The following is a 24931-nucleotide window of genomic DNA, read 5'->3' on the forward strand; positions in this document are numbered from 1 at the left end:
AACGCCCGGCGGGCATGATAGCAAGGAAACGGGACAGGCGCTACAGCAGGGAGTCGCGCACCACGCCGCGCGCCGCCATCGCCCGCTTGAGCTTGACCAGCGCCTCCTGCTGGATCTGCCGCACCCGCTCGCGGGTGACGCCCATCTCCTCGGCCAGGGTTTCGAGCGTGGCCGGATCGTCGTTGTCCAGCCCGAAGCGCCGGGTAACCACCACGCGCTGCTTGTCCGGCAGCCGGGCCAGCCAGTCGCGCACCAGCACCGTCATCTCGTGGTGCTCGGCCAGTACGTCCGGCATGATCTCGCCCTCGTCGGGCAGCATGTCCATCAGGCTCGATTGGGGGTCGTTGTCGAGCGGGGCGTCGAGCGAGGCCGCGTGCTCCGACAGGGCCAGGATGTCCTGCACCTCTTCCACGGGACGCCCGACCAGGCTGGCGATGTCCTCGGCGGCGGCTTCCTTGCCGTCGTGCTTCTGGGCTTCGAGGTGGTATTTGGCGCGCAGGACGGCGTTCAGCTCGCGCACCATGTGCACCGGCAGGCGCACGGTGCGGGCCTGGTTCATGATGGCGCGCTCGATGCTCTGGCGGATCCACCAGGTGGCGTAGGTAGAAAAGCGGAAGCCGCGCTCGGGCTCGAACTTGTCGATGGCGCGCATCAGGCCGATGTTGCCCTCTTCGATCAGGTCGAGCAGCACGACGCCGCGGTTGATGTAGTGCTTGGCGATCGAGACGACCAGGCGCAGGTTATGCTCGATCATCTTCTGGCGCGCGGCGAAGTCGCCGGCCTTGGCCAGGGTGGCGACCTGGACTTCCTCGCTTGCCGTGAGAAGCGGCCGGGTGCCGATCTGGTTCAGGTAGTGCTGGGTGGTGTCGGTCGCGAGCTCGGCCTGCAGGACCTTGCGCAGCTCGTCGCTTGAATCGACTTCGTGGGCGGCCGGGAGGACCTCCGCCCCATCCGTGGTCGCAAGCGCGCCCTCGCTCTCCGGTTCGTCCGGAAACTCGTCCGTATCCTGCGGGTCCAGCGAGTGCGGCGGCTGCGTCATAACTCCCTATCGGCCGGGCAGGAACCTCGACGGGTCGACGGGTTTGCCCTGTTGGCGGATTTCGAAATGCAACTTCACCGAGTCGGCGTCCGAATCGCCCATTTCCGCGATCACCTGGCCCTTGGCCACGTTGTCGCCTTCCTTGACGACGATCTTGCGGTTGTGCGCGTAAGCCGACAGCAGGCTGTTGCTGTGCTTGACGATAACAAGGTTACCATAGCCACGGATACCGCTGCCAGCGTACATCACCTTGCCCGCGCCGGCGGCCATCACGGCCTGGCCGGGTTTGCCGGCGATGTCGATGCCCTTGTTGCGGCCTTCGTCGAAGGTGGCGACGATGCGGCCGTCGGCCGGCCACATCCAGCTCAGCTTGTCGTCGTCGTTGGCGCTGACGATGCTGCCGGTGGCGATGCCGCCTGCCGGCGCCGGAGCGGCTGCGGGCGCGACGGCATCGGCGCGGGCGCCCGATTCGCGCGGCGCGCCGGCGACCGTGCCTTCGCTGTAGGGCTGCTTGTCGGCGCGCGGCGCGGTCTTGCGCGGCGGCGCGGCCGGCGGCGGCATCGGGACCGGCTGGGTCTGCATGTTGGCGCTGCGCTCGCCCTTCTCCGGCGGCGCCACGCGCAGGGCCTGGCCGACCTTGATGTCGTCCGGGTCGGACAGGTTGTTCCAGGCGACGAGGTCGCGGTAGTTCTGGCCGAAGTCCAGCGCGATCCGCAGCAGCGTGTCGCCGCGGCGCACGGTGTACATGCCCTTCTCGTCCTGCTTCGGTTCCTCGGCCTTGGCCGGCGCCGGGCGCGGATGGGTGGCCGCCGGGGCCGCGGTGCGCTCGACGACAGGCGCCTGGCGCGTGAGGGAGTTACAGCCGGCCAGCAGGCCGAGGGCAAGGGTGAGCAGTGCTAATCGGGGTGCTTGGTTCATTGTCTTTCTGTTTTCTGTTTCAATTCGTTGGCCGCGACATCCCAAGGGAGCGCACAGGCCGCCGGCGGACCACGCGCTGCGGGTCATGCCGGCCGGAGGAGTCCGGGCCAAAGGCCGGGACCGCGACAGAGTGCCAGACTCTACAACGCCGCTCATGGGTGCGGCGATGACACGGCTGTAATGACCCTGCCCCACAAGGGATAGGGTCGCAAGGGGCAACGCCTAGACGGTGCCCGGGCGCAGCGGCACGAAATGGCACGCTTCCAGCGTCTCGCTGGTCCATTCGCTTTTGCCGATGCGGGTGATGCGTTCAAGGTGCTGGACCTGGGCGCCTACCGGTGCAACCAGGTGGGCGCCGATGGCCAGTTGTTCGAGCAGGGCGCGCGGCACTTCGAGGCCCGCGGCCGCGAGGATGATGCCGTCAAAGGGCGCAACCTGCGGCAAGCCTAGCATACCATCGCCGTATTGCAAACGCAGGTTCGAGATCCGCATCGGCCGCAGATTGGTCTTGGCCAGCTCGTGCAGCGGCTTGATGCGCTCGATCGAATACACCTCGCGCGCGACAAAGGACAGCACCGCGGCCTGATAGCCGCAGCCGGTGCCGATCTCCAGCACCCGACCCAGCTGCCCGCCTGCCCGCATGGCTTCGATCATGCGCGCCACGATATAGGGCTGCGAAATCGTCTGGTTGTGCCCGATCGGCAGCGAGGCGTCGATATAGGCCTGGGCCGACAGCGCCGGCTCGATGAACAGGTGGCGCGGCACCGCCTCCATCGCGGCCAGCACGACGCCGTCCTTGACGCCCTGGCGCGCGACCCGGCCCACCATGGCGCGGCGCACCGCTTCCGAGGCCAGCAGGTCGGAGCGCTGGGCCACCGGGGCGGATGGCGTGTGTGCCTGGGCATAGCCGGGCGGACGCGGCGCGGGGCCGGGTGCGGCCGGCGGCAGGGACGCGCCCTTGTTCACGGCCGTGTGCGCGGCGTTGCGGGTCGCGGTCTGGGGCGTGGCCACCGGCGCGGGCACGCGCGGCTTGCGGGCATCGCCGCCGGTCACCGAGGACAGCGGCAGCGGGAAGGTGCTGCGCTTGTCGTTCATACCAGCCCTCGCAGCAGTTCCAGCTGGGCCTTGTGGGTCAGGTCGATCTGCAGCGGCGTGATCGACACCTTGCCCTGGGCGGTCGTGTGGAAGTCGGTGCCCTCGCCCGCATCGCGGCAGGCGCCGGGCGCGCCGATCCAGAAGATCTCGCGGCCGCGCGGGTCCGTCGAACGCACCACCGGCTCGGCCTGGTGGCGGCGTCCCAGGCGCGAAGGCGTCAGCGGGCCGATCTCTTCATACGGCAGGTTCGGGATGTTCACATTGAACAGGAAAGGCAGCTCGAGCTTGTCGAAGCGGCGCTCGACGATCTCGCGCGCCACCTTGGCCGCGGCGTCGACGTGGGCCCAGCCGGCGTTCACCTGCGAAAAGGCGATCGCCGGGATGCCGAACAGGTAGGCCTCGGTGGCGGCGGCAACGGTGCCGGAATACAGGGTGTCGTCACCCATGTTCTGGCCATTGTTGATGCCGGAGACCACGAGGTCGGGCGGCGCGTCGCCCATCGCGGTCAGGGCGATGTGGACGCAGTCGGTCGGCGTGCCGTTAACAAAATGAAAACCGTTCGCCGCTTTCTGGACCGTCAGCGGCCGGTCCAGCGTCAACGAATTCGACGCACCCGAGCGGTTGCTGTCGGGTGCGACCACCACGATGTCCGCGATCGCGGACAGCGCATCAGCCAGCGCGCTGAGACCAGGCGCCAGGTAGCCGTCGTCGTTACTGATAAGAATTCGCATCCTGCGATTTTACCTGAAGCAACGCCCGCTTCGTTCGCCTGTGGCGCGTTTTTTGTTTCCCGACGGCGATTTTTTGTCACCGCCGGTCGGCCTGCCGGGCTGATTGCCATTACCACTATCGCAACATGGACGAGCCCGCGCGCTCGGCCTGGAACAGGGCGCCCTCCAGTGAGGCGACCACGTCCTCGGCCCAGGACAGCAATGCATCCTTGTCACCATCCTGCTGGTAGACGCGCTTGATCATCTCGGCCCCGCGCTTGCGTAGCGGATGTGCCACACTGGAATTCAGGACCGAGGGACGCAGGCTGTCGGCCAGGGCGCGCGCCTCGCGCGGGCTGTCGCTGTCGATCAGGCTTTGCAGCTGGGCGAGCTGGTGCTGGAGGCTGCTCGATGCGGGGTGGCAGTCCGCCCCCGGCGGCGCCATGCCGCCGTCCGGGCCGTCCGGCTGCCCAGGCTCGCTGCCCGCGGGTGTTGTCCCCTGGCGCAGCACGGCCATTCCCTCTCGCGCCCAGGGCAATTGCTCCTGGATGCGCCGCACCGCCGCCACATCGCCCTGGGCGGCGTACACGTCGGCCAGGGCCGCGCGCACCTGCAGCGTCGCCGCGGCGTCCAGCCCGTCCTGGCGTTCGCGGGCGCGCAGCACCGATTCGAGCAGGCGGCGCGCGTTGCCGAGGTCACCCATCTCGCCGAGCAGGCGGGCCAGGCGCTGGCCGCACAGCAGCGTGTCTTCGTGCTCGCCGCCCTGCAGGCGGCGCCGGCCGTCCAGCACCCGTTCGAACAGCAGGCGCGCCCTTTCGTTCTCGTGCTGCTCGCTCAAGGTGAGGGCCAGGTCTTCGAGGCTGCCGAGGGTGGCCGCATGCAGGTCGCCGAACTGGCGCTCGCAGCCGGCCACGACCTGTTCGTGCAGCGCCAGCGCCCTCTCCCCTTCGCCCAGCCGGCCGAGCACGCAGGCCAGGCGCGAACGCGCCCCCAGGGTCTCGGGGTCTTCCGCGCCCAGGCTGCGCGCGCAGCTTTGCGCCAGCGCTTCGAATTCGCGGCGCGCCTCGTGCAGGCGGCCGCCGGCGGCGTGCAGGCTGGCCAGCGCGGCCAGGCCGGCGCGCACGTCGGGGTGATCCTCGCCCAGCGCATCGTGACGCATGGCCAGGCTGTCGCGCAGCAGCGCCTCGGCTTCGCCCTCGCGCCCTTCTTCCTGGCACACGACGCCGAGCCGTGCGAAGCAGGCCGCCAGCGCGAGGCTGGCGCCGCCCTCCCGGCCCGCCCGCGCGATCGCCATGCGCAGGCGCACCTCGGGCAGCGGCTGCCAGGGATGGCAGCCCTGCGCGAGCCAGCACAGCAGGCTGGCGGCCGGGCGCGCCAACGCGGGGTAGCCGGCGCCGGCGCGCCTGACGGCGACGGCGTCGCAGGCGGGCAGCTGCACCTCGTCGAACCAGCTGCCCAGGCGCAGCCGCGAGTTGCCGTACGCTTCGCGCAGCAGGGTCTCCAGGCGCGGCTGGTAGCCGGCCATGCCCAGCGCCGGATCGCCGCGCCGCCAGCGCTGGCCCGGGTCGCTGCCGGCGCCGAAGGCCGGACAGGCGACCGGGTAGACCAGCAAGGGGCGCTGCTCGTCCTCGTGGGTGCAGCGGTAGTCGATGGCGCGCCGGACCACGCCCTCCAGCCCCTCCAGGCTGCCGGGGGCCGGCGTGAACAGGCCGACCAGGCGGTCGGCCAGCAAGGTGGTGCAGGCGCTCACCGCCGCCGAACGGCCGGCGCGGCTGGCCACCAGCACGTGGCGGAAGTGGCGGCCCATGCGCGCGGCGAAGCGGCGCAGCAGGGCCGGGCAGGCGTCGAACAGGGCCACCCAGTCGAGGCGCGCGGCGCGTTCGGCATAATCGTCGTCGAAGCGGCCGGCGCGCATCAGGTAGAGCGGATGGCGGCCGTCGGCGCGCGCGAGGTGGGCGCGCCAGTCGACGGCGTCGAGCACGGAATCGGCCAGGGATTCCGCGGCCGGGCCGGCGCCGGCCGCGCGCGCGGGGCGGCGCGCGAGCGCGTCGCGCAGGGCGCCGAAATACTCGACCAGGCCGGGCGGCTCGGGCTCGATGCCCGCTTCGCCTCCGGCATCGTGGACCGGCGCGCCCAGGTACTGGTGCAGCGCGGGCGATTCGAGGTCCCAGTCGATTACCAGCACCGGGCCCTGCGCGGGATCGGCAGCCAGCTGCAGCGCCATCGCGGCGAGCAGGCCATTGCGCGCCGGGCCGCCTTCGTAGGCATACAGGGTGGTCACCGCACCGGGGCTGTCCAGGGATGGAAACGTGTCGCTGTTCTTGTCCATGAGACTCCTCATTTTTTTGGAAACGTCAGGCTCGGTACCGCACGCCATTCGGGTGGGACATCGGGCAGCACGAATTGGTTGCAGTCATGGCCTGGCGGCGTATGTTTTTTTTGATGGTGGTAGTGCGTGGCGATGCGCTGGACTATCTTGTCGATGTCGGGCAGGAAGTCCGGGTTGGACTTGAGGTCGCCGGTCGCCATCGTGAAATGGGAAAAGTCCACGTAGAAGCTGCTCTCTGTAATTTGCGGCGGCAGCGAGTCCGGGTGGCGCGTCATGATGACCGGGATGATCAGGTGGCTCGGCAGCGGATACCAGGCGGCGCGCTCGGCCTCCAGCTGGCGCATGGCGGCGTGCTCGCGGCGGGTGTAGGCATGCGCCTCGTATTTCGGGGTATAGATCAGGATCATGCAGACGCTCTCGCACATGGCGCGCGCGATCTTGCGGTCGAGGTCGTCCCCGCCGCCCAGCTGTTCGGTGTCGATAAACAGTTCGTCTTCGTTGTCAAAGTGAGGTTTGAGATAGCAGCGCAGCGCGTCGGCCAGGGCGTTCTTGAACCGACGCATGAGTTCGTGCCTGCCGTGTGCGTAGCTGAAAAAGCACCCGTAGCGGATCGCCATTGCCTGCCCCCATTCCAATGTGCCAAAGGCGTATCCCCCGACTCTAGCGCTGCCGACCCCGGCCACTTTGCGGATGCACAATCGGGCTGACGGACTCGGCCATGCTGCTGTCGAATGGTCTTCAGGCATAATTCCGCCGATTAATGAACAAGACTATGAAGGAGCGAACATGAAAGCCGTGCGATGCAAGGATTGGGGTCCGATCGACAGCCTCGTCATCGAGGACCTGCCGGAGCTCGTGCCCGGCGCGGGCGAGGTCGTCGTCGACGTGCAGGCGGCCGGCGTGAATTTCCCGGACGTGCTGACCGTGCAGGGCAAGTACCAGGTGCGCCCGGAACTGCCCTTCACGCCGGGCAACGAATTCGCGGGCACGGTGCGCGCCGTGGGCGAAGGCGTGACCGCCTTCGCGCCCGGCCAGGGGGTGATCGGTTTCACGCGCACCGGGGCGTTCGCGGAGCAGGCGGTGGCGCCCGTCGAGGCCCTGATGCCGATGCCGCCCGGGATGGACTTCGACATCGCCGCCGCGATCACCCTCACCTACGGCACCTCGCACCACGCGGTGGTGGATCGCGCCGCACTGCAGCCGGGCGAAACCATGCTGGTGCTGGGGGCGGCCGGCGGCGTGGGACTGGCGGCGATCGAGATCGGCAAGGCGCTGGGCGCGCGCGTGATCGCGGCGGCGTCCAGCGAAGAGAAGCTGGCGATCTGCCGCGCGCATGGGGCGGATGCGACCATCAATTACGAGAAGGAAGACCTGCGCGAGGCGCTCAAGGCGGCGACGGGCGGGCGCGGGCCGGACGTGATCTACGATCCGGTCGGCGGACCGTACAGCGAACCGGCGCTGCGCTCGATCGCCTGGCGCGGGCGGCACCTCGTGGTGGGCTTCGCGGCGGGCGAGATCCCGAAGCTGCCGTGGAACCTGATGCTCCTGAAGGGCGCCTCGGTGGTCGGCGTGTTCTGGGGCGACTTCGTGCGGCGCGAACCGCAGGCCAACCTGCAGGCGATGCGGCAGATGCTGGGGTGGATGGCGGAAGGGAAGCTCAAGCCGCTGGTGTCGGCGAAGTACCGGCTGGAAGATACGGCGCAGGCCTTGAACGACATGGCGGCGCGCAAGGTGACCGGCAAGGTCGTCATCACCCCGTAGGGTGGGCGGTCCTCCGCCCACGCGTTCAACGGACGGATTTCCAACCACGGAGCGGGCCGGGATACGTAATTTGAACGCGTGGGCGTCCGTAATTCCGGGCATTGCCCGAAATTACCCCGCCCACCCTACGGTAAACCTAGGCGTTCAGGTCCGCCGCGTCGGCGATCGTCCCGGGCTGGAAAAACTCGATCACATCCGCCTGCACCCGCGTGCGCCTGAACGGCGGCAGGCTTTGCCAGATGCGCCGTCCATAGGGCTTGGTGATGAGGCGCGGATCGCAGATCATCAGCACGCCGCGGTCTTCCACGTCGCGGATCAGGCGTCCCGCGCCCTGCTTGAGCGTAATGATCGCTTCCGGCAGCTGGTGATGCATGAAGCCGTTCATGCCCTGCTTTTCCATCACCTCGATGCGCGCCGCCAGCACCGGGTCGTCCGGCGGGGCGAAGGGCAGCTTGTCGATGATGACGAGCGAGAGCGCGTCGCCGCGCACGTCGACGCCTTCCCAGAAGCTCTGGCTGCCCACCAGCACGGCGTTGCCGGCGTTGCGGAAGGAATCGAGCAGCTCGGTGCGGCCACGCTCGCCCTGCACGAAGAGCGGGAAATCCAGGCCGCGCTCCGCGAATTCGGCGCGCAGGCGCTCGGCCACCTTGTTCACGGCCCGGATGGTCGTGCACAGGAAGAAGGTGCGCCCGCCGGCCGCCTCGATCACCGGCAGCGCCGTGTCGACGCAGGCGTCGGTGTAGTGCATCGAGTTCGGTTCCGGCAGGCCGGTCGGCACGTAGAGGATGCCCTGCTCGCCGTAGTTGAAGGGGCTCGGCCAGGTCATGGCCGGCTCGCCCGTCAGGCCCATCTGGTCGGAGAAGTGCTTGAAGTCGTTCTTCACGGCCAGCGTCGCGGACGTGAAGATCCAGCTGCGCGGCGTACCCTCCCTCTGGCCGGAGAAGATCGGCGCGATCGACAGCGGCGTCTTGTGCAGCTGCAGCGAGGACGAGAAAGCCTCGACCCACAGCACGGCCGCGTCGTCGCCGACCATCTTCCCTTTCTTGGGATCGGGCTTCCACGCCTCGAAGGACGCAGCCAGTTCCTGGGCGCGCACGCGGCAGGCCTCGACGGTCTCGGCGCGCGCCGCGTGTTCTTCCAGCACGGTGATCATGCCGGAGAGTTCTTCCTTGAGCTTGTCCAGCGCCGGGAAGAAATTCGAGGTCGGCAGGATCTGCGGCAGCGAGAGGCGGATGCCGCCGTCCGGAAAGGAGAGTCGCAGGTCGCGCGCGGCCTTCTCCACCACCGTGACCACCTTGGCCCAGTCCGGCCCGCGCGCATGCGCCAGGCCTTCGGCCAGCACGTCGCGGCACAGTTCCAGCACCTGCGAGGTCGACACCGACTGGCCGAAGAACAGGGTCGCGGTATCGGGCAGCTGGTGCGCCTCGTCGAAGATGATGGTGTTCGCCGACGGCAGCAGTTCGGCCACGCCGGTATCCTTCAGCGCCACGTCGGCGAAGAACAGGTGGTGATTGACGACCACCACGTCGGCTTGTTGCGCTTCCCTGCGCGCCTTCATCACGAAGCAGTCCTGGTAGTACTGGCATTCCGCGCCCATGCAGCTGTCGCGGGTGGAGGTGACGAGGTTCCAGACCGTGGCAGTCTCGGGCACCTTGGCCAGTTCGGCCTTGTCGCCCGACTGCGTCATCTTGATGAAGCGCGAGATCTCGCGCAGGTGGCCGACGTCGTCGCGCGAGGTCAGGCGGCCATTGTTCAGCGTGCGCTCGAGGTGGAAGTGGCAGACGTAGTTCGAGCGCCCCTTGAGCAGGGCCACCGAGACCGGCGCGCGCAGGGCGGCGCGGATGGTCGGGATGTCGCGCAAAAACAACTGGTCCTGCAGGTTCTTGGTGCCGGTCGAGATGATGGTCTTGCCGCCCCACAGCAGGGCCGGGACCAGGTAGGCGAAGGTCTTGCCCGTGCCAGTGCCGGCCTCGGCCATGAGCACCTTCTGCTCGGCGATGGCCGAGGCGATGGCCTTGGCCATCTCGGTCTGCGACTGGCGCGGTTTGTAGGTGCCGACGTTGGGCGCGAGCGGGCCTCCCGCCCCGAACAGGCGGTCGAGCTCGTCGTCGTATTTACCCGGAGGACGGGCGGCGGCAGGCAGGACATCGCCCTGCTGTTGAGGCTGCTGCTGCGCCACGGCGGTGCCGGTGGGGAGGTCGTCGGTCAAAATGCGTGCTTCGGTGGACGCCTTGTTCAGGCGGGAATATCGGGGACAAGCTGCATCTTCAGCAGCGTAATATGATCCTTCAGCTGCAGCTTACGTTTCTTCAAACGGCGCAGCTGGAGCTGGTCGGCATGGCCATCGGCAGTCAGCATGGAGATGACAGCATCGAGGTCGCGGTGTTCCACGTCGAGTTCAATGATACGGCGCTGGAGGTCCTGGACGTCGGTCATGATTGCTGTTCTGGTCAAAAGCGTTTGCGGGATCGAATGGCGCGGCGCGCCGGAGGCTGGCAGCCGCGCGGGTGTTCGGCTTGCAACACCGGGGCTTCTCAGTGCATAGTTTAATCTACGCTGAGGTTGCCGCCAACAAAGATTGGCGCGGGCGCCAGGAAAACAAGCTATTTATGACAACTTACAAGATCGAAGCGGGAACCGCGCAACACATCGGGAACCGCCCGCAGCAGAACGACCGCGTTGCCTTGATGACCGGCGCCCGCGCCCCCGGTTACGTCCTGGCGGTGCTGTCGGACGGGATCGGCGGCAGCGCCGGTTCCGAGCAGGTGCTGCACACGGCGCGCCAGGTCTTCGACGAATTCAAGCCGGGCGACCATCCGAGCCTGGAACGCATCGGCGAACTGCTGCGCGAGATCGTCGGCGAAACCCACCTCGTCATGAAGATGAATGCCGTGATGGGAAAAGGAAATGAGCAAGTCGAGGCGCATGCCAGCTTCGTCGGCCTGGTATTGACGCCGCACCGCGAGGCGGTCTGGGCCCACGTGGGCGACTCGCGCCTGTACCGCTTTGCGGAAGGCAAATGCCTCACGCGGACCAATGACGCGGCCTATATCGAACACCTGGTCTCGAGCGACCGCCTGCCGGAAGAAGCGGCCCGCAATCACCGCAAATCCAAGCTTCTGCTCAATGTGATGGGCAATAGCCGCAAGGAACCCCATGTGACCATCGGCAGCCACACGGGCCTGGCGCCGGGCGACGCTTTCCTGCTGTGCACGGACGGCCTGTGGCACTTCTTCACTGACGCGGAGCTGGGGGCGGCGACCCACAAGGCGACGCCGCGCCAGGCTTCGGAAATGCTGATCAACAAGGCTGCCGAGCGTTCCCAGGGCAAGGGCGGGAACTGCACGATGGCGATCGTGAAGCTGGTCAAGCCGGCGCAGGATGGCGTTGCGCCGCGGGTCGCGCGGCCGGTCTGAAGCCACCCGGCGACGTTGCCTGCCGGCGCCGGTCTTTGCGCCAAAGGCGATGACTGGCGCTAGCGACCTGCTTACTTTCCAGCGGGTGCCGGCGTAGCGGCCTTTTTCTTCGCTTCCTCGGCCTTGCGCGCGGCAGCCTTCGCTTCGCGCTCGGCCACGCGCCGGGCGACCTCTTTCTGCTTCTGCTCCGACTTGCGCTTGCGCTCCTCGAAAGCGGCCGCGCTGGCCGCGGCCCGCGCCGCCTCCTGCGGTGCGCGTGCGGCCTCTTCCTGCGCCCTGGCATTGCGGCGCGCCATGCGCGAGGCGGCCGGGGACGGCTTCGGCGGCGGCAGGGCCGTGGTCTCGCGCGGCGCGGCCGCCGGTTCGGCCGCCAGGCGGGCTTCCTCGGCCTTGTACTCGGCCTCGGCCGCCGCGATCTCGCGGTCGCGCTCTTCCACCTTCACGCGGCGCTTGAAGCGCTCGGCTTCGATTTCGATATTGCGCTGGGCGACCAGGGCCACGCGGCGGCGCTCCTTGGCCTCATCCAGGCAGTTGTTGACGAAGAACTTGTCGTAGCAGACGGCTTCGCGCTCGGCGTAGCGCGCCTCGATCGCGGCGCGCTCTTGCGCCACCGCGGCCAGGCGAGCGTCGGCCTGTTCCACCGAGGTGGTCGGCTCGATCGCCGCCACGGAGGCGCCCGGTTCCGGCGTGGCGCAGGCGGCCAGGCTCGCGCCAAGGGCAAGCGCTGCCAGAACACGCAATGCGGAAAGTGAGGTCATGGTTTCCTTTCGATTCAGGCGATGGCGTCGGCGGCGCCGCGGCGCTCGGCCAGCATGTACTCGCGCGACTGCATTTCAATGATACGCGAGACGGTGCGGTGGAATTCGTTCGCCAGCATACCCCGGGTGTAGAGCTCTTCCGGCTCGACGGCGGCCGACATGATCAGCTTGACCTTGTGGTCGTAGAACACGTCGATCAGCCAGGTGAAGCGGCGCGCCTCCGAGGACTGGCCGGCCGACATCGCCGGGATGCCGGACAGGATCACGGTGTGGAAGCGCGAGGCCAGTTCCAGGTAGTCGTTCTGCGAGCGCGGGCCGCCGCACAGGGTCGCGAAATCGAACCAGATCACGCCGCCCGCGCGGCGCAGCGCGCGGATCTCGCGGTTCTCGATGTGCACGATCGGGCTCTCGTCGGCGGTGTCGGCCACCTTCGCGTAGGCTTCGCGCAGCGCGTGGTCGGACCTGGCGTCGAGCGGCATGTAGTAGGCCTGCACCTGCTCCAGCGCGCGCTTGCGGTAGTCGTTGCCGGCGTCGACGTTGAGGATGTCGAGCTTTTCCTTGAGCAGCGCGATGGTCGGCAGCATGCGGTCGCGGTGCAGGCCGTCCGGGTACAGGGTCGAGGGTTCGTAGTTCGAGGTCATGACGAAGGAGACGCCATTGTCGAACAGGGCCTTGAGCAGGTTGTAAAGAATCATCGCGTCGGCGATGTCCGAGACGTGGAATTCGTCGAAGCAGATCAGGCGGTATTTTTTCGCGATGCGCTTCGCAACCTCGTCGAGCGGGTCGGCCACGCCTTTCAGTTCGTCCAGCTGGCGGTGGACGGCGCGCATGAATTCGTGGAAGTGCAGGCGCGTCTTCCTCACCACCGGCACCACCGAATAGAAGGAGTCCATCAGGAAGGACTTGCCGCGCCCCACCCCGCCCCACATGTACACGCCCTTCGGCACGTCGGGACGGTTGATGAGGCGCTTGAAAGCGGACGACCGCTGGGCCTTGTACTGGACCCAGTCGTCGTACGCCTGCTGCAGGCGATCGACCGCGGCAGCCTGGGCCGGGTCGGACTTGAAGCCGCGCTCGGTGAGAGCGTGCTGGTAATACTCTTGAACGTTCATAGCGACGGTGTAAACGTAGGGTGGGCGGTCCCCCGCCCACGCGTTCAACGCACGGTGATGAGCCACGGAGCGGGCCATGACACGTGATCTGAACGCGTGGGCGGGGACCGCCCACCCTACGGTAAAGCCTTAGAAATTAAGCGACCGCTTGTCCACCGCCAGCGCGGCTTCCTTGACGGCTTCCGACAGCGACGGGTGTGCGTGGCAGATGCGGGCGATGTCTTCCGACGAGGCCTTGAACTCCATCGCGACGACGGCTTCCGAGATCAGCTCGGAGGCGACCGGGCCGACGATGTGCACGCCCAGGATTTCATCGGTGGCGGCATCGGCCAGGAACTTCACCATGCCCGAGGTATCGCCCAGCGCGCGCGCACGGCCGTTGGCCATGAACGGGAAGGTGCCGGCCTTGTACGACACGCCTTCGGCCTTCAGCTGCTGCTCGGTCTTGCCGACCCACGCGATTTCCGGCGAGGTGTAGATGACCCAGGGGATGGTGTTGAAGTTGACGTGGCCGTGCTGGCCGGCGATGCGCTCGGCGACCGCGACGCCCTCTTCTTCCGCCTTGTGCGCCAGCATCGGGCCGCGCACGACGTCGCCCACCGCCCACACGCCCGGCAGGCTGGTGCGGCACTCGTCGTCGACGACCACGAAGCCGCGCTCGTCCAGCTGCAGGCCGACGGTCTCGCCACCCAGGCCGATGGTGTTCGGCACGCGGCCGATCGAGATGATCAGCCGGTCGAAGGTAGCCTTCTGCTCCGCGCCGGTGCTGTCCGCGTATTCGACGGTGACGTCGTTCGCGCCCTTGGTGATCTTGCCGATCTTGCAGCCCAGGTTGATCTTCAGGCCCTGCTTGGTGAACAGCTTGTGCGCTTCCTTGGCGATCTGCTCGTCGACCGCGCCGAGGAAGGTCGGCAGGCCTTCCAGCACGGTGACATCGGCGCCCACGCGGCGCCACACCGAGCCCATTTCCAGGCCGATGACGCCGGCGCCGATCACGCCGAGTTTACCGGGCACGGCATCGATCGCCAGTGCGCCGGCGTTCGACAGGATGATCTTCTCGTCGAATTCCGCGCCCGGCAGCTGGCGTGCGTTCGAACCGGTCGCGACGACCACGTTCTTGGCGGTGATGGTGTCGGTGGTCGGGCCGCTGACGTTGATGGTGTAGCCGCCATCGGCCTTGCCGGCGAAGGCGCCGCGGCCGTGGAAGAAGGTGACCTTGTTCTTCTTGAACAGGAACAGGATGCCGTCGTTGTTCTGCTTGACGATGGTGTCCTTGCGCTTGAGCATGGTGGCCAGGTCGAGCTCCAGGCCCGAAACCTTGATGCCGTGCTCGCCGAAGGCGTGGCCGGCGTGCTCGAAGTGTTCCGACGATTGCAGCAGCGCTTTCGACGGGATGCAGCCGACGTTGGTGCAGGTGCCGCCCGGGGCCGGTTTGCCGGCTGCGTTGCTCCACTCGTCGATGCAGGCGGTCTTGAAGCCCAGCTGCGCTGCACGGATGGCAGCGATGTAGCCGCCAGGACCGCCGCCGATCACGACGACGTCAAATTGTTTGTCACTCATGTTGATTCCTTTTGGGGCCGGCCGGCGGGCGCGCACTTCAAGGCGCACTGCCTGCGGGGACCGGCTTGTTTATTCTTCGGGAACGAAAATCCACAACAGCACGTAAATCGCAACGCCGAAGCCGAAGGTCAGGGTGAACAGCACGAACATCAGGCGCCACAGCCAGGTCTCGACGCCGGTGGCAACCGCGAGGCCGCCGCAGACGCCGCCGATCCAGCGGTCCAGGCGCGAGCGGCGCAGCGTGTTGAGGTTGCTGCCGATGACGCTCTCGCCATTCTTGTTCAGGTTCACGCCGGGAGACGCGGGGCTGGAAGACAGCACCCGGGTCTTGGCCTGTTCGAATTCGGCGTCGCTCAGCGCGCCGGCCTGGTGCAGCTCGTGCAGCCGCTTGATTTCGTCAGACAGATTCATGCCCTACTCCTTCAAACTGACCGCACGGCGCGCCAGGCAGCGCGCCGGCGAAGTGGATGACTGATTACAGATCGAGCAGCAGGCGGGCCGGATCTTCCAGCGCGTCCTTCATGGCCACCAGGCCCAGCACGGCTTCGCGGCCGTCGATGATGCGGTGGTCGTAGGACATCGCCAGGTAGTTCATCGGACGGATCACGATCTGGCCGTTCTCCACGACAGCGCGGTCCTTGGTCGCGTGCACGCCCAGGATCGCCGACTGCGGCGGGTTGATGATCGGGGTCGACAGCATCGAGCCGAACACGCCGCCGTTCGAGATCGAGAAGGTACCGCCGTTCAGGTCTTCCAGGGTCAGCTTGCCGTCCTTGGCTTTCTGGCCGAATTCGCCGATCTTCTTCTCGATCTCGGCGATCGACAGCTGGTCGGCGTTGCGCAGGATCGGCACCACCAGGCCGCGCGGCGAACCGACGGCGATACCGATGTCGAAGTAGCCGTGGTAGACGATGTCGTTACCGTCGACCGATGCGTTCAGGATCGGGTACTTCTTCAGTGCGGCGACGGCGGCCTTGACGAAGAAGGACATGAAGCCCAGCTTGACGCCGTGTTCTTTCTCGAACTTGTCCTTGTACTTGTTACGCAGTTCCATGACCGGAGCCATGTTCACTTCGTTGAAGGTGGTCAGGATGGCGTTGGTCTGTTGCGATTGCAGCAGGCGCTCGGCGATACGGGCGCGCAGGCGGCTCATCGGCACGCGCTCTTCCGGACGGTCGCCCAGGTTGGCGCTCGGTGCGGCGACTTGCTGCAGCGCCGGCTTGGCGGCAGGAGCCGGTGCCGAAGCTTGCGCCGGCTTGTTGGCGACAGCGGCCAGGGCATCGCCCTTGGTCACGCGGCCGTCGCGGCCGGTGCCGGTGGCATCCGATGCGCTCATGTTGTTGTCGGCCAGGATCTTGGCGGCGGCCGGCATGGCGACGTCGCCCTTCGAGCCGGTCGATGCGCCGGCGGCCGGGGCTTCGATCGGAGCGTTCGGCGCGGCCGACGGGATCGGCTTCACTTCCAGCGGGCTGGTCTGAGCCGACGCTTCGGTGTCGATGATGGCGATGACTTCGCCCGACACGACGGTGGCGCCGTCGGCCTTGAGCAGCTGGACGATCACGCCTTCGTTCGGGGCCGGCAGTTCCAGGACCACCTTGTCGGTCTCGATGTCGATCATGTTCTCGTCGCGCGAGACCTTCTCGCCGACTTTCTTGTGCCAGGACAGGAGGGTCGCTTCAGCAACCGATTCCGACAGTTGGGGGACCTTGACTTCGATTTGTGCCATTTGTGTGTAGCTCCGTTAAGTATTCTGTGCAAAGGCCCCGGACCGAGGCCCGGGGCAGTGGTGTTTTTCTTCTTACTTGGTCAGGATGAAACCTTTGAGTTTGGAGAACGCGGTCTCCAGCAGTTCCTTCTGCTGCGCCGCGTGCTTGTCGGCGTAACCGACCGCAGGCGACGAGGAAGCGGCGCGGCCTGCATATGCCAGGCGCTGGCCGTCTTCCATGCTTTCGAAGACGTTGTGCTGGATCTGGAACCACGGACCCTGGTTCTGCGGCTCGTCCTGCACCCACACCACTTCCGTCGCGTTCGGATACTTCTTCAGCTCCGCGGCGAAGGACTTGTGCGGGAACGGATACATCTGTTCGATACGAACGATGGCCACGTCGTTGGCGTTGCGCGCCTTGCGGGTGTTGACCAGGTCGTAGTAGACCTTGCCCGAGCAGACCTGCACGCGCTTGACTTTCGAGGCCTCGATCTTCTCGTCGACTTCGCCGATGACGGTCTGGAAGCCGCCCTTGGCCAGGTCGGTCAGCGGCGAGCCGGCGTCCTTGTTACGCAGCAGCGACTTCGGCGTGAAGATGACCAAAGGCTTGCGGAACTGGCGCACCATCTGGCGGCGCAGCAGGTGGAAGATCTGGGCGGCCGTGGTCGGCTGCACCACTTGCATATTGTTGTCGGCGCACAGCTGCAGGAAGCGCTCGATACGTGCCGACGAGTGCTCCGGACCCTGGCCTTCATAGCCGTGCGGCAGCATCATGGTCAGGCCCGAGGCGCGGCCCCACTTCGCTTCGCCCGAGGCGATGAACTGGTCGATGACGACCTGGGCGCCGTTGACGAAGTCGCCGAACTGGGCTTCCCAGATGGTCAGCGTGTTCGGTTCGGCGGTCGAGTAGCCGTACTCGAAGCCGAGCACCGCTTCTTCCGACAGCACCGAGTCGATCACGGTGAAGTTGGCCTGGTTGTCCGAGATGTTGGCCAGCGGCAGGTAAATGCCCTGGTCCCAGCGTTCGCGGTTCTGGTCGTGCAGCACGGCGTGGCGGTGCACGAAGGTGCCGCGGCCGGCGTCCTGGCCCGACAGGCGGACGGCGTAGCCCGAGGACAGCAGCGAAGCGAATGCCAGGTGCTCGCCCATGCCCCAGTCGAGGTTCATCTCGCCGCGGCCCATGGTGGCGCGGTCGTTCAGGACCTTCTCGACCAGCGAGTGCGGCTTGAAGTTTTCCGGGACCTTGGTGATGCGTTCGGCCAGGCGCTTCAGTTCGGTGATCGGCACGGCGGTGTCGGCCGCGTCGGTCCACTTCTTGTTCAGGAACGGCGCCCAGTCGACGGCGTACTTGCCCTTGAAGTTGGTCAGCACCGGATCGTTGGTGTGCTTGCCCGCGTCCATCGCGGCGCGGAACTCGGCGACCAGCTGGTCACCGGTTTCCGGCGGCACGGTGCCCTGCGCCGACAGCTTCTCCGCGTACAGCTTGCGGGTGCCCGGGTGCTTGGCGATCTTCTTGTACATCAGCGGCTGGGTCAGCGCCGGGGTGTCCTGCTCGTTGTGGCCCAGTTTGCGGTAGCAGACGATGTCCACGACCACGTCCTTGCCGAATTCGGTGCGGTAGTCCATCGCCAGCTGCGAGGCCAGCACGACCGCTTCCGGATCATCGGCGTTCACGTGCAGCACCGGTGCTTCGATCATCTTGACGACGTCCGAGCAGTAGATGGTCGAACGGGCATCGCGCGGGTCCGAGGTGGTGAAGCCGATCTGGTTGTTGATGACGATGTGGACGGTGCCGCCGGTGCCGTAGCCGCGGGTCTGGGCCAGGTTCAGGGTTTCCATGACCACGCCCTGGCCGGCGAATGCGGCGTCGCCGTGCACCAGGATCGGCAGCACTTCCTTGCCCTTGCGGTCGCCGCGGCGTTCCATGCGCGCCTTGACCGAACCTTCGACGACCGGGTTGACGATCTCGAGGTGCGACGGGTTGAAGGCCAGCGACAGGTGGACCGGGCCGCCCGGGGTCGAGATGTCGCTCGAGAAGCCCTGGTGGTATTTCACGTCGCCCGCCGGCAGGTCGTCGGCGTGCTTGCCCTCGAATTCTTCGAACAGGTCGGCCGGGCTCTTGCCCAGGGTGTTGACCAGCACGTTCAGGCGGCCGCGGTGGGCCATGCCGATGACGATTTCCTGCACGCCCTTTTCACCGGCGCGCTGGATGACTTCGTCGATCGAGGCGATGAAGGATTCGCCGCCTTCCAGCGAGAAACGCTTGGCGCCGACGTACTTGGTGTGGAGGTAGCGCTCCAGGCCTTCGGCCGCGGTGAGTCGCTCGAGGATGTGCTTCTTCTTGTCGGCCGAGAAGGTCGGGGTCGAGCGGATCGACTCCAGGCGTTCCTGCAGCCAGCGCTTTTCGGTCGGATCGCTGATGTACATGAACTCGGCGCCGATCGAGCGGCAGTAGGTATCGCGCAGCCAGTTCAGGATGTCGCGCAGGGGCGCGGTTTCCTTGCCGAAATAGGTATTGCTGATGTTGAAGACGGTGTCCAGGTCCGCTTCGGTGAAGCCGTAGAAGGCCGGGTCGAGTTCCGGCAGGGGCGGACGCTCCTGGCGCTGCAGCGGGTCCAGGTTGGCCCAGCGCGAGCCGAGGTAGCGGTAGGCGGCGATCAGCTGGGTGACGGCGACGCGCTTGCGGCCCAGTTCCGGGTCCTGGTTGGCGGTCACGGTACGGATCGGGCCCTGCTTGGCGCGTTCCGCGAACGAGGCGATGACGGACGCGTGCACCACGTCCGGGCGGGCGCTGCCGTCGACCGCAGGCACGTGCTGCATCTGGTCGAAATAGGCGCGCCAGTTGTCCGGGACCGATCCCGGATTGTTCAGATAGGCCTCGTACAACTCTTCCACGTACGGCGCATTACCGCCGAACAGGTAGGAGTTGGCTGTTTGTTGCTGCATCATTCTTGCTCACCTTTCTTCGCGCTTCGCGAGTGTGGGGCGGGTTAGTCTAACCTTCCGCGACACGGCCTGACCGGTTAGCGGATCGCACTTACTACATCAAGTTGTGGGGGAAGGACGAATTCCGGGGACGGCTGCGCGCCGTCCTGCCTAATTAGCGCTGGGTATTGTAACGCAAGGCGTTAGTCAAGGCGGACACTACGTCCATAAATTATTTATTTCTATTTGTAAAGCGACATTCCCTGGTTGACCAGGTAAATGATAATCGTTATCATTTGAAGATGAACTCATCTGGTCCTACCACCTCCACCCCGGCGAACCCGGCCGCCGCCCTCCCCGGCGCGCGTCGCGCCATGTACTTAAAGCAGTTGCATCAATGGCATTGGATCAGTTCGGCGATCTGCCTGATGGCCATGTTGCTGTTCAGTTTCACCGGCTTCACCCTGAACCACGCGGCCCAGATCGAGGCCAAGCCCGAGGTCACCCGCCTGAAGGCCGACCTGCCCGCGCCCCTGCGCGCCCAGCTGGAACAGTACGCCCTCGAGCACGCGGACGCCGAGGTGCCGCTGCCGAGCGAGATCGCGGACTGGGCCAACGCCTCCTTCCCCGTGGACGTGCGCGGCAAGCGCGCCGAATGGAGCGAGCAAGACGCCTATATCGCCCTGCCCCGCCCCGGCGGCGACGCCTGGCTGCGCATCGCCGTGGACGGCGGCGCCGAATACGAGCGGACCGACCGCGGCTGGATCTCCTGGCTCAATGACATGCACAAGGGCCGCAATACGGGTGAGGTGTGGAGCTGGTTCATCGATATCTTCGCGATCGCCTGCGTGATCTTCTGCCTCACCGGCTTCCTGATCCTGAAATACCACGCCGCGAATCGTCCCTCGACCTGGCCGGTGATCGGCTTCGGCATCGTACTGCCGGCCGTGATCGCCCTGCTCTTCGTGCACTGATTTAGAAGTTAAGCAAATAGTCCACCTTTATATATAAGGCAATCCGATGAAACTGTCCCACTCGCTCGCCCTGACGCTGCCGCTGGCTTCCAGCTGGGCCACGGCCGCCGACCTGTCCGTCAAGTTCGAGCTGCCGCGCCTGAACGTCGCCGAATACCACAAGCCCTACGTCGCGATCTGGGTCGAGAAGGCCGACCAGGCCGTGGCCGCGAACCTGGCCGTGCTCTACGACGTCAAGATGAAGAACAAGGAAGGCGAGAAGTGGCTGAAGGACCTGCGCTCCTGGTGGCGCAAGGCGGGACGCGAGGCCACCATGCCGATCGACGGCGTCAGCGGCGCGACCCGCGCGCCGGGCACCCACACCATGAAGTTCGACGGCGCCAAAACCGGCCTGGACAAGCTGCCGGCCGGCGACTACACCCTGGTGGTGGAGGCCTCGCGCGAATCGGGCGGCCGTGAAGTGGTCAAGGTGCCCTTCAGCTGGACGGGCAAGGGCAAGGTCGACGCCAGTGCGGCGGGCAAGGAAGAACTGGGCGCCATCGCGCTCCAGATCCAGTAAGCGATTATCAAACAAAGACAACAGGAGAACTTCATGCAACTGCAGCGCCTCACCAAGACCATCGCCCTCGGCCTGATCGCCGGCCTGTCCTTCAGCGCCCAGGCCCACAACGCCTGGCTGCTGCCGAACGCCACCATGGTCGACTCGAAGGAAGCCTGGGTCTCGCTCGACGCCGGCATCTCGAACCAGCTGTTCGAGTTCAACCACGCGCCGCTGCGCCTGGACAACCTGATGATCACCGACCCGGACGGCAACACCACCAAGGCCGAAGGCGCGGTGCTGGGCAAGTTCCGCAGCACCCTCGACCTGCGCCTGCCGAAGGACGGCACCTATCGCCTGGCGATCGTCAACAACAACGTAATGGGCAGCTACAAGCTGAACGGCGAGACCAAGCGCTTCCGCGGCGCCCAGGGCAGCCCGCAAGTGCAGATCCCGGCCGGCGCCACCGAGGTGCAGACCACGCAGGTGCAGACCCGCCTCGAGACCTTCGTCTCGGCCAACAAGATGAACGAGACCGCCCTCAAGCCGAGCGGCGCCGGCCTCGAGCTGGTCCCGGTCACCCACCCGACCGACCTGCGCGTCGGCGAGCCGATCAAGGTCCGCTTCCAGCTCGACGGCAAGCCGGCCGCCAACCTGGCCTTCAGCGTGACCCCGGGCACCGCCAAGTACCGCGGCTCCTCGGGCGAGCAGCGCCTGACCACCGACGCCAAGGGCGAAGCCAGCTTCACCGTGCCGGCGGCGAACATGTACTGGCTGAACGCCGCCTATCCGGGCGGCGAACGCGGCGCCCCCCAGCAGCAGGCGCCGGCCAAGCGCTACACCTACGCGGCGACCTTCGAAGTCCTGCCGCAATAAGGCCGATGCGCGACGTCCTGGTCCCCCACACGATCGACCTGGCGATGCCGCCGCTGGGCAGCCGCCTGACGAAGGCGGAGGGCCGCAGCATGGGCACGAGCTGGTCGGCCCAGATGGTGGTCCCGCCCGACGTGGACGTGGACCTGGCCGCCCTGCTCCAGCGCGAGCTGGATGGCGTGGTCGACCAGATGAGCCACTGGGACCAGGACTCGCTGCTGGCGCGCTACAACCGGGCGCCGGCCGGCAGCTGGCATGCGCTGCCGCCCGAATTCTTCGAGGTGATCGACTTCGCGCTGCGGGTGTTTGATGACAGTGCGGGCGCCTACGACCCGGCCGCGGGGCTGCTGGTGAACCTGTGGGGCTTCGGTCCCACCGGCCGCCACAGCCAGGCCGGATTCTCGACGCCTGGGAACGGCGAGGTCGCCTCCGCGCTCGCCCGGCGGGCCGGCGCGACGCCGCAGCTCGACCGCGCAGGCCGCCGCCTGCTGCAGCCGGGCGGCGCCGTGCTCGACCTGTCCTCGATCGCCAAGGGCTATGGCGTGGACCGCCTTGGCCTGTGCCTGGAGCGCCTCGGGGTGCGCCACTACCTGGTCGAGGTGGGCGGCGAGCTGCGCGGCGCCGGCGTCAAGCCGGGCGGCGAACCCTGGTGGGTCGAGATCGAAGGCGTGCCGGACGCGGGCGACAACCCGAGCCAGGCCATCGTCGCCCTGCACGGGTTGGCGGTCGCCACCTCGGGCGACTACCGCAGCTATTTTCACCACGGCCCGCGCCGCGTCTCGCACACGCTGGACCCGCGCAGCGGACGCCCGATCGCCAACCACGTGGCCTCGACCACCGTGGTGGCCTCCACCTGCATGGCGGCCGACGCCCTGTCCACCGCGCTCACCGTGATGGGCGTCGAGGCGGGCCTGGCCTTTGCCGACGCGCGCGGCATCGCCGCCCGCTACCTGGTCCGCCGTGACGGCGCCCTGCAGGAATCCACTTCCAGCGCCTGGCGCGAACTGCTGCAATGATCCTGACCATCGATCCCGTACGCCTGGGGAGCGCGCTTGCCCTGTCGGGCGGCTACCTGGCCATGTGCGCCGCCATCTGGCGCGCCCGCGCGAGCGCGCGCCGTAGCGTTTCCACCGGCACTGCCGACTGGCTGGTCGTCCACGCGACCCAGACCGGCAGCGCCGAATACCTGGCCGAGCGCACCGCCGAGACGATGCGCACGGGCGGCCTGTCGGCGCGCGCGGCCTGCATGTCCGAACTCGACGCCGGCGCCCTGGGTAGCGCCACGCGGGTGCTGTTCATCGTCAGCACCTATGGAGAAGGCGACGCGCCCGACAGCGGCGCGCGTTTCGCCGCCCAGACCATGGGCACCACGCCCAATCTCTCCCACCTGCACTACGCGGTGCTGGCGCTGGGCGACAGCAGCTATACGAACTATTGCGGCTTCGGCCGCGCCCTGGACGGCTGGCTGGCCGCGCACGGCGCGACGCCCCTGTTCGATCGCATCGAGGTCGATCGCGGCAATGGCGACGCGCTGGCCGAGTGGCAGCACCACGTCGGCCGCCTGGCCGGCACCAGCGACGCGCCGGACTGGGAAGCGCCGGGCTACGGCGACTGGCGCATCGCCAGCCGCGTGCTGATGAACCCCGGCAGCGCCGGCGCCCCGCTCTACCGCCTGGGCCTGGTGCCGCTCGACGGCGCCTTGCCAGACTGGGAAGCCGGCGACCTGGCCCAGGTCAGCGCGCCGCTCGACCCGGACCATCCGCGCGAATACTCGATCGCCTCGCTGCCGGGCGAAGGCGAGCTGGCCCTGATGGTGCGCCGGCAGCGGCGCGAAGACGGCAGCCTGGGCGCGGCCTCGGGCTGGCTCTGCGACCATGCCATGGAAACGGACGTGATCAAGCTGCGCGTGCGCGCGCACGGGCGCTTCCGCCTGAACGGCAACGCCGCGCGCCCGCTCATCGCGATCGGCAACGGCAGCGGCCTGGCCGGCCTGCGCGCGCTGATCAAGTCGCGCATCGATGCGGGCAAGGGCGACAACTGGCTGCTGTTTGGCGAGCGCAATGCCGCCCACGACTACCTGTGCCGCGAAGAGCTGCAGGGATGGCTGGCCGCCAGCCGCCTGGCCCAGCTCGACCTCGCCTTCTCGCGCGACCAGTCGACACCGCGCTATGTGCAGCACCTGGTGCGCGAACACGCGCAAGTGCTGCGCAGCTGGGTCGAGGAAGGCGCCGCCATCTATGTGTGCGGCAGCCTGCAGGGGATGGCGGGCGGCGTGCACGAGGCCCTGGTCGAGGTGCTCGGCGCGGAACGCGTCGAGGCGATGACGCTTGAAGGCCGCTACCGCCGCGACGTCTATTGATGCGAGAGGGCGGCCGCCTTGGCCGCCCCGTGTACTACTTGCTTCCGGTTCTTGTGGCGTCGCGAGCCGGCCCGTGCGTGCTGATCGGGCGAACCGCCCTGCACGCCGCCGCCGGCCTGCTTGCCGCCCAGGTTGCCACCCTGCTCATTCGATGCCATAGTTGCCTCCTGTTTATTCATGACCGCGCAGCCGGAAGTGGCCGAGACGGGTCCGTGCCGAAACCCGCAGGCGGCAGCCACGGAAATTCGGCGTCAGTGTTGCATGCCTGGGCACACGACGCAGCGAGGGCTGGTCCGGCGCCTGGTAAGAAACCGAGAATAAGGAGAGAATATTTTGGCTGCCTTGCCCCTTGCGTAGAACATCGTGAACGTTCAGCACTCCGCTTTAGAACAAATCGACCAAGCCGCTGGACTCCGGCACTGACGACCAATCGTGAAATTCTCCATCGGCCATCGCCTCTTTTTATCGGTCCTGCTCGCCATCCTGACGGTGGCGGCCGGCGCCGTCTACCTGCTGCGCCAGAACGTGCTGGCCAGTTTCGGCGACTACGCCGTCGGCATCGAACTGGACCGTCTCGACGAACTCTCGACCGCCCTGGCCGCGCGCTACCGTGCGCAGGGGGGCTGGCGCTTCCTCCCTGCGGGCGAGGCGAAACGCGGCTGGATCGCCACCGAGCTGGCGCGCCTGGAACAAGAGCGCGAGCGGCGCGCGTTCGCGGTCCCGCCCGCGCCGGTTGCGCCGGTTGCGCCCGTCGCACCGGCCGCCGACGCAGCAGAGGCGGCGCCCGCGGCCCCTGCCGCCCCGATGACCGAGCTGGGCGAGACGCCCAGGCCTTTCACGGTGCCGCCTCTGCTGCGTC

23 protein-coding genes are annotated in these 24931 nt (G+C 67.4%); 8 read left to right on the plus strand and 15 right to left on the minus strand.

Annotated elements, in window-relative coordinates; all coding sequences use genetic code 11:
* Nucleotides 1-40 precede the first annotated feature (40 nt).
* The 6 genes from rpoS to ACQ7JA_RS07330 form a co-directional block, all read right to left on the minus strand.
* Complete coding sequence (rpoS, locus tag ACQ7JA_RS07305; protein ID WP_430896059.1) at nt 41-1039, minus strand: RNA polymerase sigma factor RpoS; 999 nt, start codon at nt 1037-1039, stop codon at nt 41-43.
* Between the two features lie 6 nt (nt 1040-1045).
* Nucleotides 1046-1957, minus strand: a complete 912-nt coding sequence (locus ACQ7JA_RS07310; protein ID WP_430896061.1) for a peptidoglycan DD-metalloendopeptidase family protein — start codon at nt 1955-1957, stop codon at nt 1046-1048.
* A 222-nt stretch (nt 1958-2179) separates the two neighbouring features.
* A complete protein-coding gene (locus ACQ7JA_RS07315; RefSeq protein ID WP_430896063.1) occupies nt 2180-3052 on the minus strand; it encodes a protein-L-isoaspartate(D-aspartate) O-methyltransferase in 873 nt (290 codons plus the stop codon).
* Nucleotides 3049-3783 (minus strand): 5'/3'-nucleotidase SurE, encoded by a 735-nt coding sequence (gene surE, locus ACQ7JA_RS07320; protein WP_430896065.1) that lies wholly within the window; start codon nt 3781-3783, stop codon nt 3049-3051. Before surE ends, ACQ7JA_RS07315 begins: the two co-directional genes overlap by 4 nt.
* 115 nt (nt 3784-3898) lie before the next feature.
* The gene (locus ACQ7JA_RS07325) at nt 3899-6091 is read right to left on the minus strand and encodes a tetratricopeptide repeat protein (protein WP_430896067.1); all 2193 of its coding nucleotides are present in this window, start codon (nt 6089-6091) and stop codon (nt 3899-3901) included.
* An 8-nt stretch (nt 6092-6099) separates the two neighbouring features.
* Nucleotides 6100-6708, minus strand: coding sequence for a toll/interleukin-1 receptor domain-containing protein (locus ACQ7JA_RS07330; RefSeq protein WP_430896069.1), 609 nt, complete (start codon nt 6706-6708; stop codon nt 6100-6102).
* 169 nt (nt 6709-6877) lie between these two features.
* Between ACQ7JA_RS07330 and ACQ7JA_RS07335 the strand changes: the two genes are divergently transcribed.
* Nucleotides 6878-7852, plus strand: coding sequence for an NADPH:quinone oxidoreductase family protein (locus ACQ7JA_RS07335; RefSeq protein WP_430896071.1), 975 nt, complete (start codon nt 6878-6880; stop codon nt 7850-7852).
* A 136-nt stretch (nt 7853-7988) separates the two neighbouring features.
* On the opposite strand, the gene ACQ7JA_RS07340 is transcribed toward ACQ7JA_RS07335, so the two are convergent.
* Together ACQ7JA_RS07340 and ACQ7JA_RS07345 are read right to left on the minus strand one after the other, a co-directional pair.
* Entirely contained in the window at nt 7989-10031 is a 2043-nt protein-coding gene (locus ACQ7JA_RS07340) for an ATP-dependent DNA helicase (protein WP_430896121.1), read from the minus strand.
* Nucleotides 10032-10087: 56 nt separating this feature from the next.
* Nucleotides 10088-10288: a YdcH family protein gene (locus ACQ7JA_RS07345; protein ID WP_231057281.1), complete on the minus strand. Its 201-nt coding sequence runs from the start codon at nt 10286-10288 to the stop codon at nt 10088-10090.
* Between the two features lie 173 nt (nt 10289-10461).
* Between ACQ7JA_RS07345 and ACQ7JA_RS07350 the strand changes: the two genes are divergently transcribed.
* The gene (locus tag ACQ7JA_RS07350; protein ID WP_430896074.1) at nt 10462-11268 is read left to right on the plus strand and encodes a PP2C family protein-serine/threonine phosphatase; all 807 of its coding nucleotides are present in this window, start codon (nt 10462-10464) and stop codon (nt 11266-11268) included.
* A 71-nt stretch (nt 11269-11339) separates the two neighbouring features.
* Here the strand turns inward: ACQ7JA_RS07350 and ACQ7JA_RS07355 are convergent, their stop codons facing one another.
* From ACQ7JA_RS07355 to ACQ7JA_RS07380, 6 genes are all read right to left on the minus strand, one after another.
* Complete coding sequence (locus ACQ7JA_RS07355) at nt 11340-12026, minus strand: hypothetical protein (RefSeq protein WP_430896076.1); 687 nt, start codon at nt 12024-12026, stop codon at nt 11340-11342.
* A 14-nt stretch (nt 12027-12040) separates the two neighbouring features.
* Nucleotides 12041-13138 carry a cell division protein ZapE gene (gene zapE, locus ACQ7JA_RS07360; protein WP_430896078.1) on the minus strand — a complete coding sequence of 366 codons (1098 nt, stop codon included), beginning with the start codon at nt 13136-13138 and terminating at the stop codon, nt 12041-12043.
* 129 nt (nt 13139-13267) lie between these two features.
* Nucleotides 13268-14698: a dihydrolipoyl dehydrogenase gene (gene lpdA / locus ACQ7JA_RS07365; RefSeq protein ID WP_430896080.1), complete on the minus strand. Its 1431-nt coding sequence runs from the start codon at nt 14696-14698 to the stop codon at nt 13268-13270.
* A 69-nt stretch (nt 14699-14767) separates the two neighbouring features.
* Nucleotides 14768-15109, minus strand: coding sequence for a PspC domain-containing protein (locus ACQ7JA_RS07370; RefSeq protein WP_430896082.1), 342 nt, complete (start codon nt 15107-15109; stop codon nt 14768-14770).
* 64 nt (nt 15110-15173) lie between these two features.
* On the minus strand, nt 15174-16424 hold the full coding sequence (gene odhB, locus ACQ7JA_RS07375) for a 2-oxoglutarate dehydrogenase complex dihydrolipoyllysine-residue succinyltransferase (protein ID WP_430896084.1): 1251 nt from the start codon (nt 16422-16424) through the stop codon (nt 15174-15176).
* A 72-nt stretch (nt 16425-16496) separates the two neighbouring features.
* Complete coding sequence (locus ACQ7JA_RS07380; protein WP_430896086.1) at nt 16497-19352, minus strand: 2-oxoglutarate dehydrogenase E1 component; 2856 nt, start codon at nt 19350-19352, stop codon at nt 16497-16499.
* Nucleotides 19353-19630: 278 nt separating this feature from the next.
* Here ACQ7JA_RS07380 and ACQ7JA_RS07385 point away from each other — a divergent pair, with 278 nt between their 5' ends.
* The 5 genes from ACQ7JA_RS07385 to ACQ7JA_RS07405 are packed head-to-tail and all read left to right on the plus strand — an operon-like array spanning nt 19631 to nt 24072.
* Nucleotides 19631-20302 carry a PepSY-associated TM helix domain-containing protein gene (locus ACQ7JA_RS07385; protein ID WP_430896088.1) on the plus strand — a complete coding sequence of 224 codons (672 nt, stop codon included), beginning with the start codon at nt 19631-19633 and terminating at the stop codon, nt 20300-20302.
* A gap of 46 nt (nt 20303-20348) precedes the next feature.
* On the plus strand, nt 20349-20861 hold the full coding sequence (locus ACQ7JA_RS07390; RefSeq protein ID WP_430896090.1) for a DUF2271 domain-containing protein: 513 nt from the start codon (nt 20349-20351) through the stop codon (nt 20859-20861).
* 33 nt (nt 20862-20894) lie between these two features.
* On the plus strand, nt 20895-21716 hold the full coding sequence (locus ACQ7JA_RS07395) for a DUF4198 domain-containing protein (RefSeq protein WP_430896092.1): 822 nt from the start codon (nt 20895-20897) through the stop codon (nt 21714-21716).
* Nucleotides 21717-21721: 5 nt separating this feature from the next.
* Nucleotides 21722-22729: an FAD:protein FMN transferase gene (locus ACQ7JA_RS07400; protein ID WP_430896094.1), complete on the plus strand. Its 1008-nt coding sequence runs from the start codon at nt 21722-21724 to the stop codon at nt 22727-22729.
* Entirely contained in the window at nt 22726-24072 is a 1347-nt protein-coding gene (locus tag ACQ7JA_RS07405; protein ID WP_430896096.1) for a sulfite reductase subunit alpha, read from the plus strand. Before ACQ7JA_RS07400 ends, ACQ7JA_RS07405 begins: the two co-directional genes overlap by 4 nt.
* Here ACQ7JA_RS07405 and ACQ7JA_RS07410 read toward each other — a convergent pair.
* Nucleotides 24066-24230 carry a hypothetical protein gene (locus ACQ7JA_RS07410; protein WP_430896098.1) on the minus strand — a complete coding sequence of 55 codons (165 nt, stop codon included), beginning with the start codon at nt 24228-24230 and terminating at the stop codon, nt 24066-24068. The two genes, ACQ7JA_RS07405 and ACQ7JA_RS07410, sit on opposite strands and share 7 nt — an antisense overlap.
* A gap of 274 nt (nt 24231-24504) precedes the next feature.
* Between ACQ7JA_RS07410 and ACQ7JA_RS07415 the strand changes: the two genes are divergently transcribed.
* On the plus strand, nt 24505-24931 hold a 427-nt coding region (locus ACQ7JA_RS07415; protein ID WP_430896100.1), incomplete at its 3' end, for a hypothetical protein.

Source organism: Massilia sp. BKSP1R2A-1 (assembly GCF_050586525.1).
Taxonomy (GTDB): domain Bacteria; phylum Pseudomonadota; class Gammaproteobacteria; order Burkholderiales; family Burkholderiaceae_D; genus Telluria.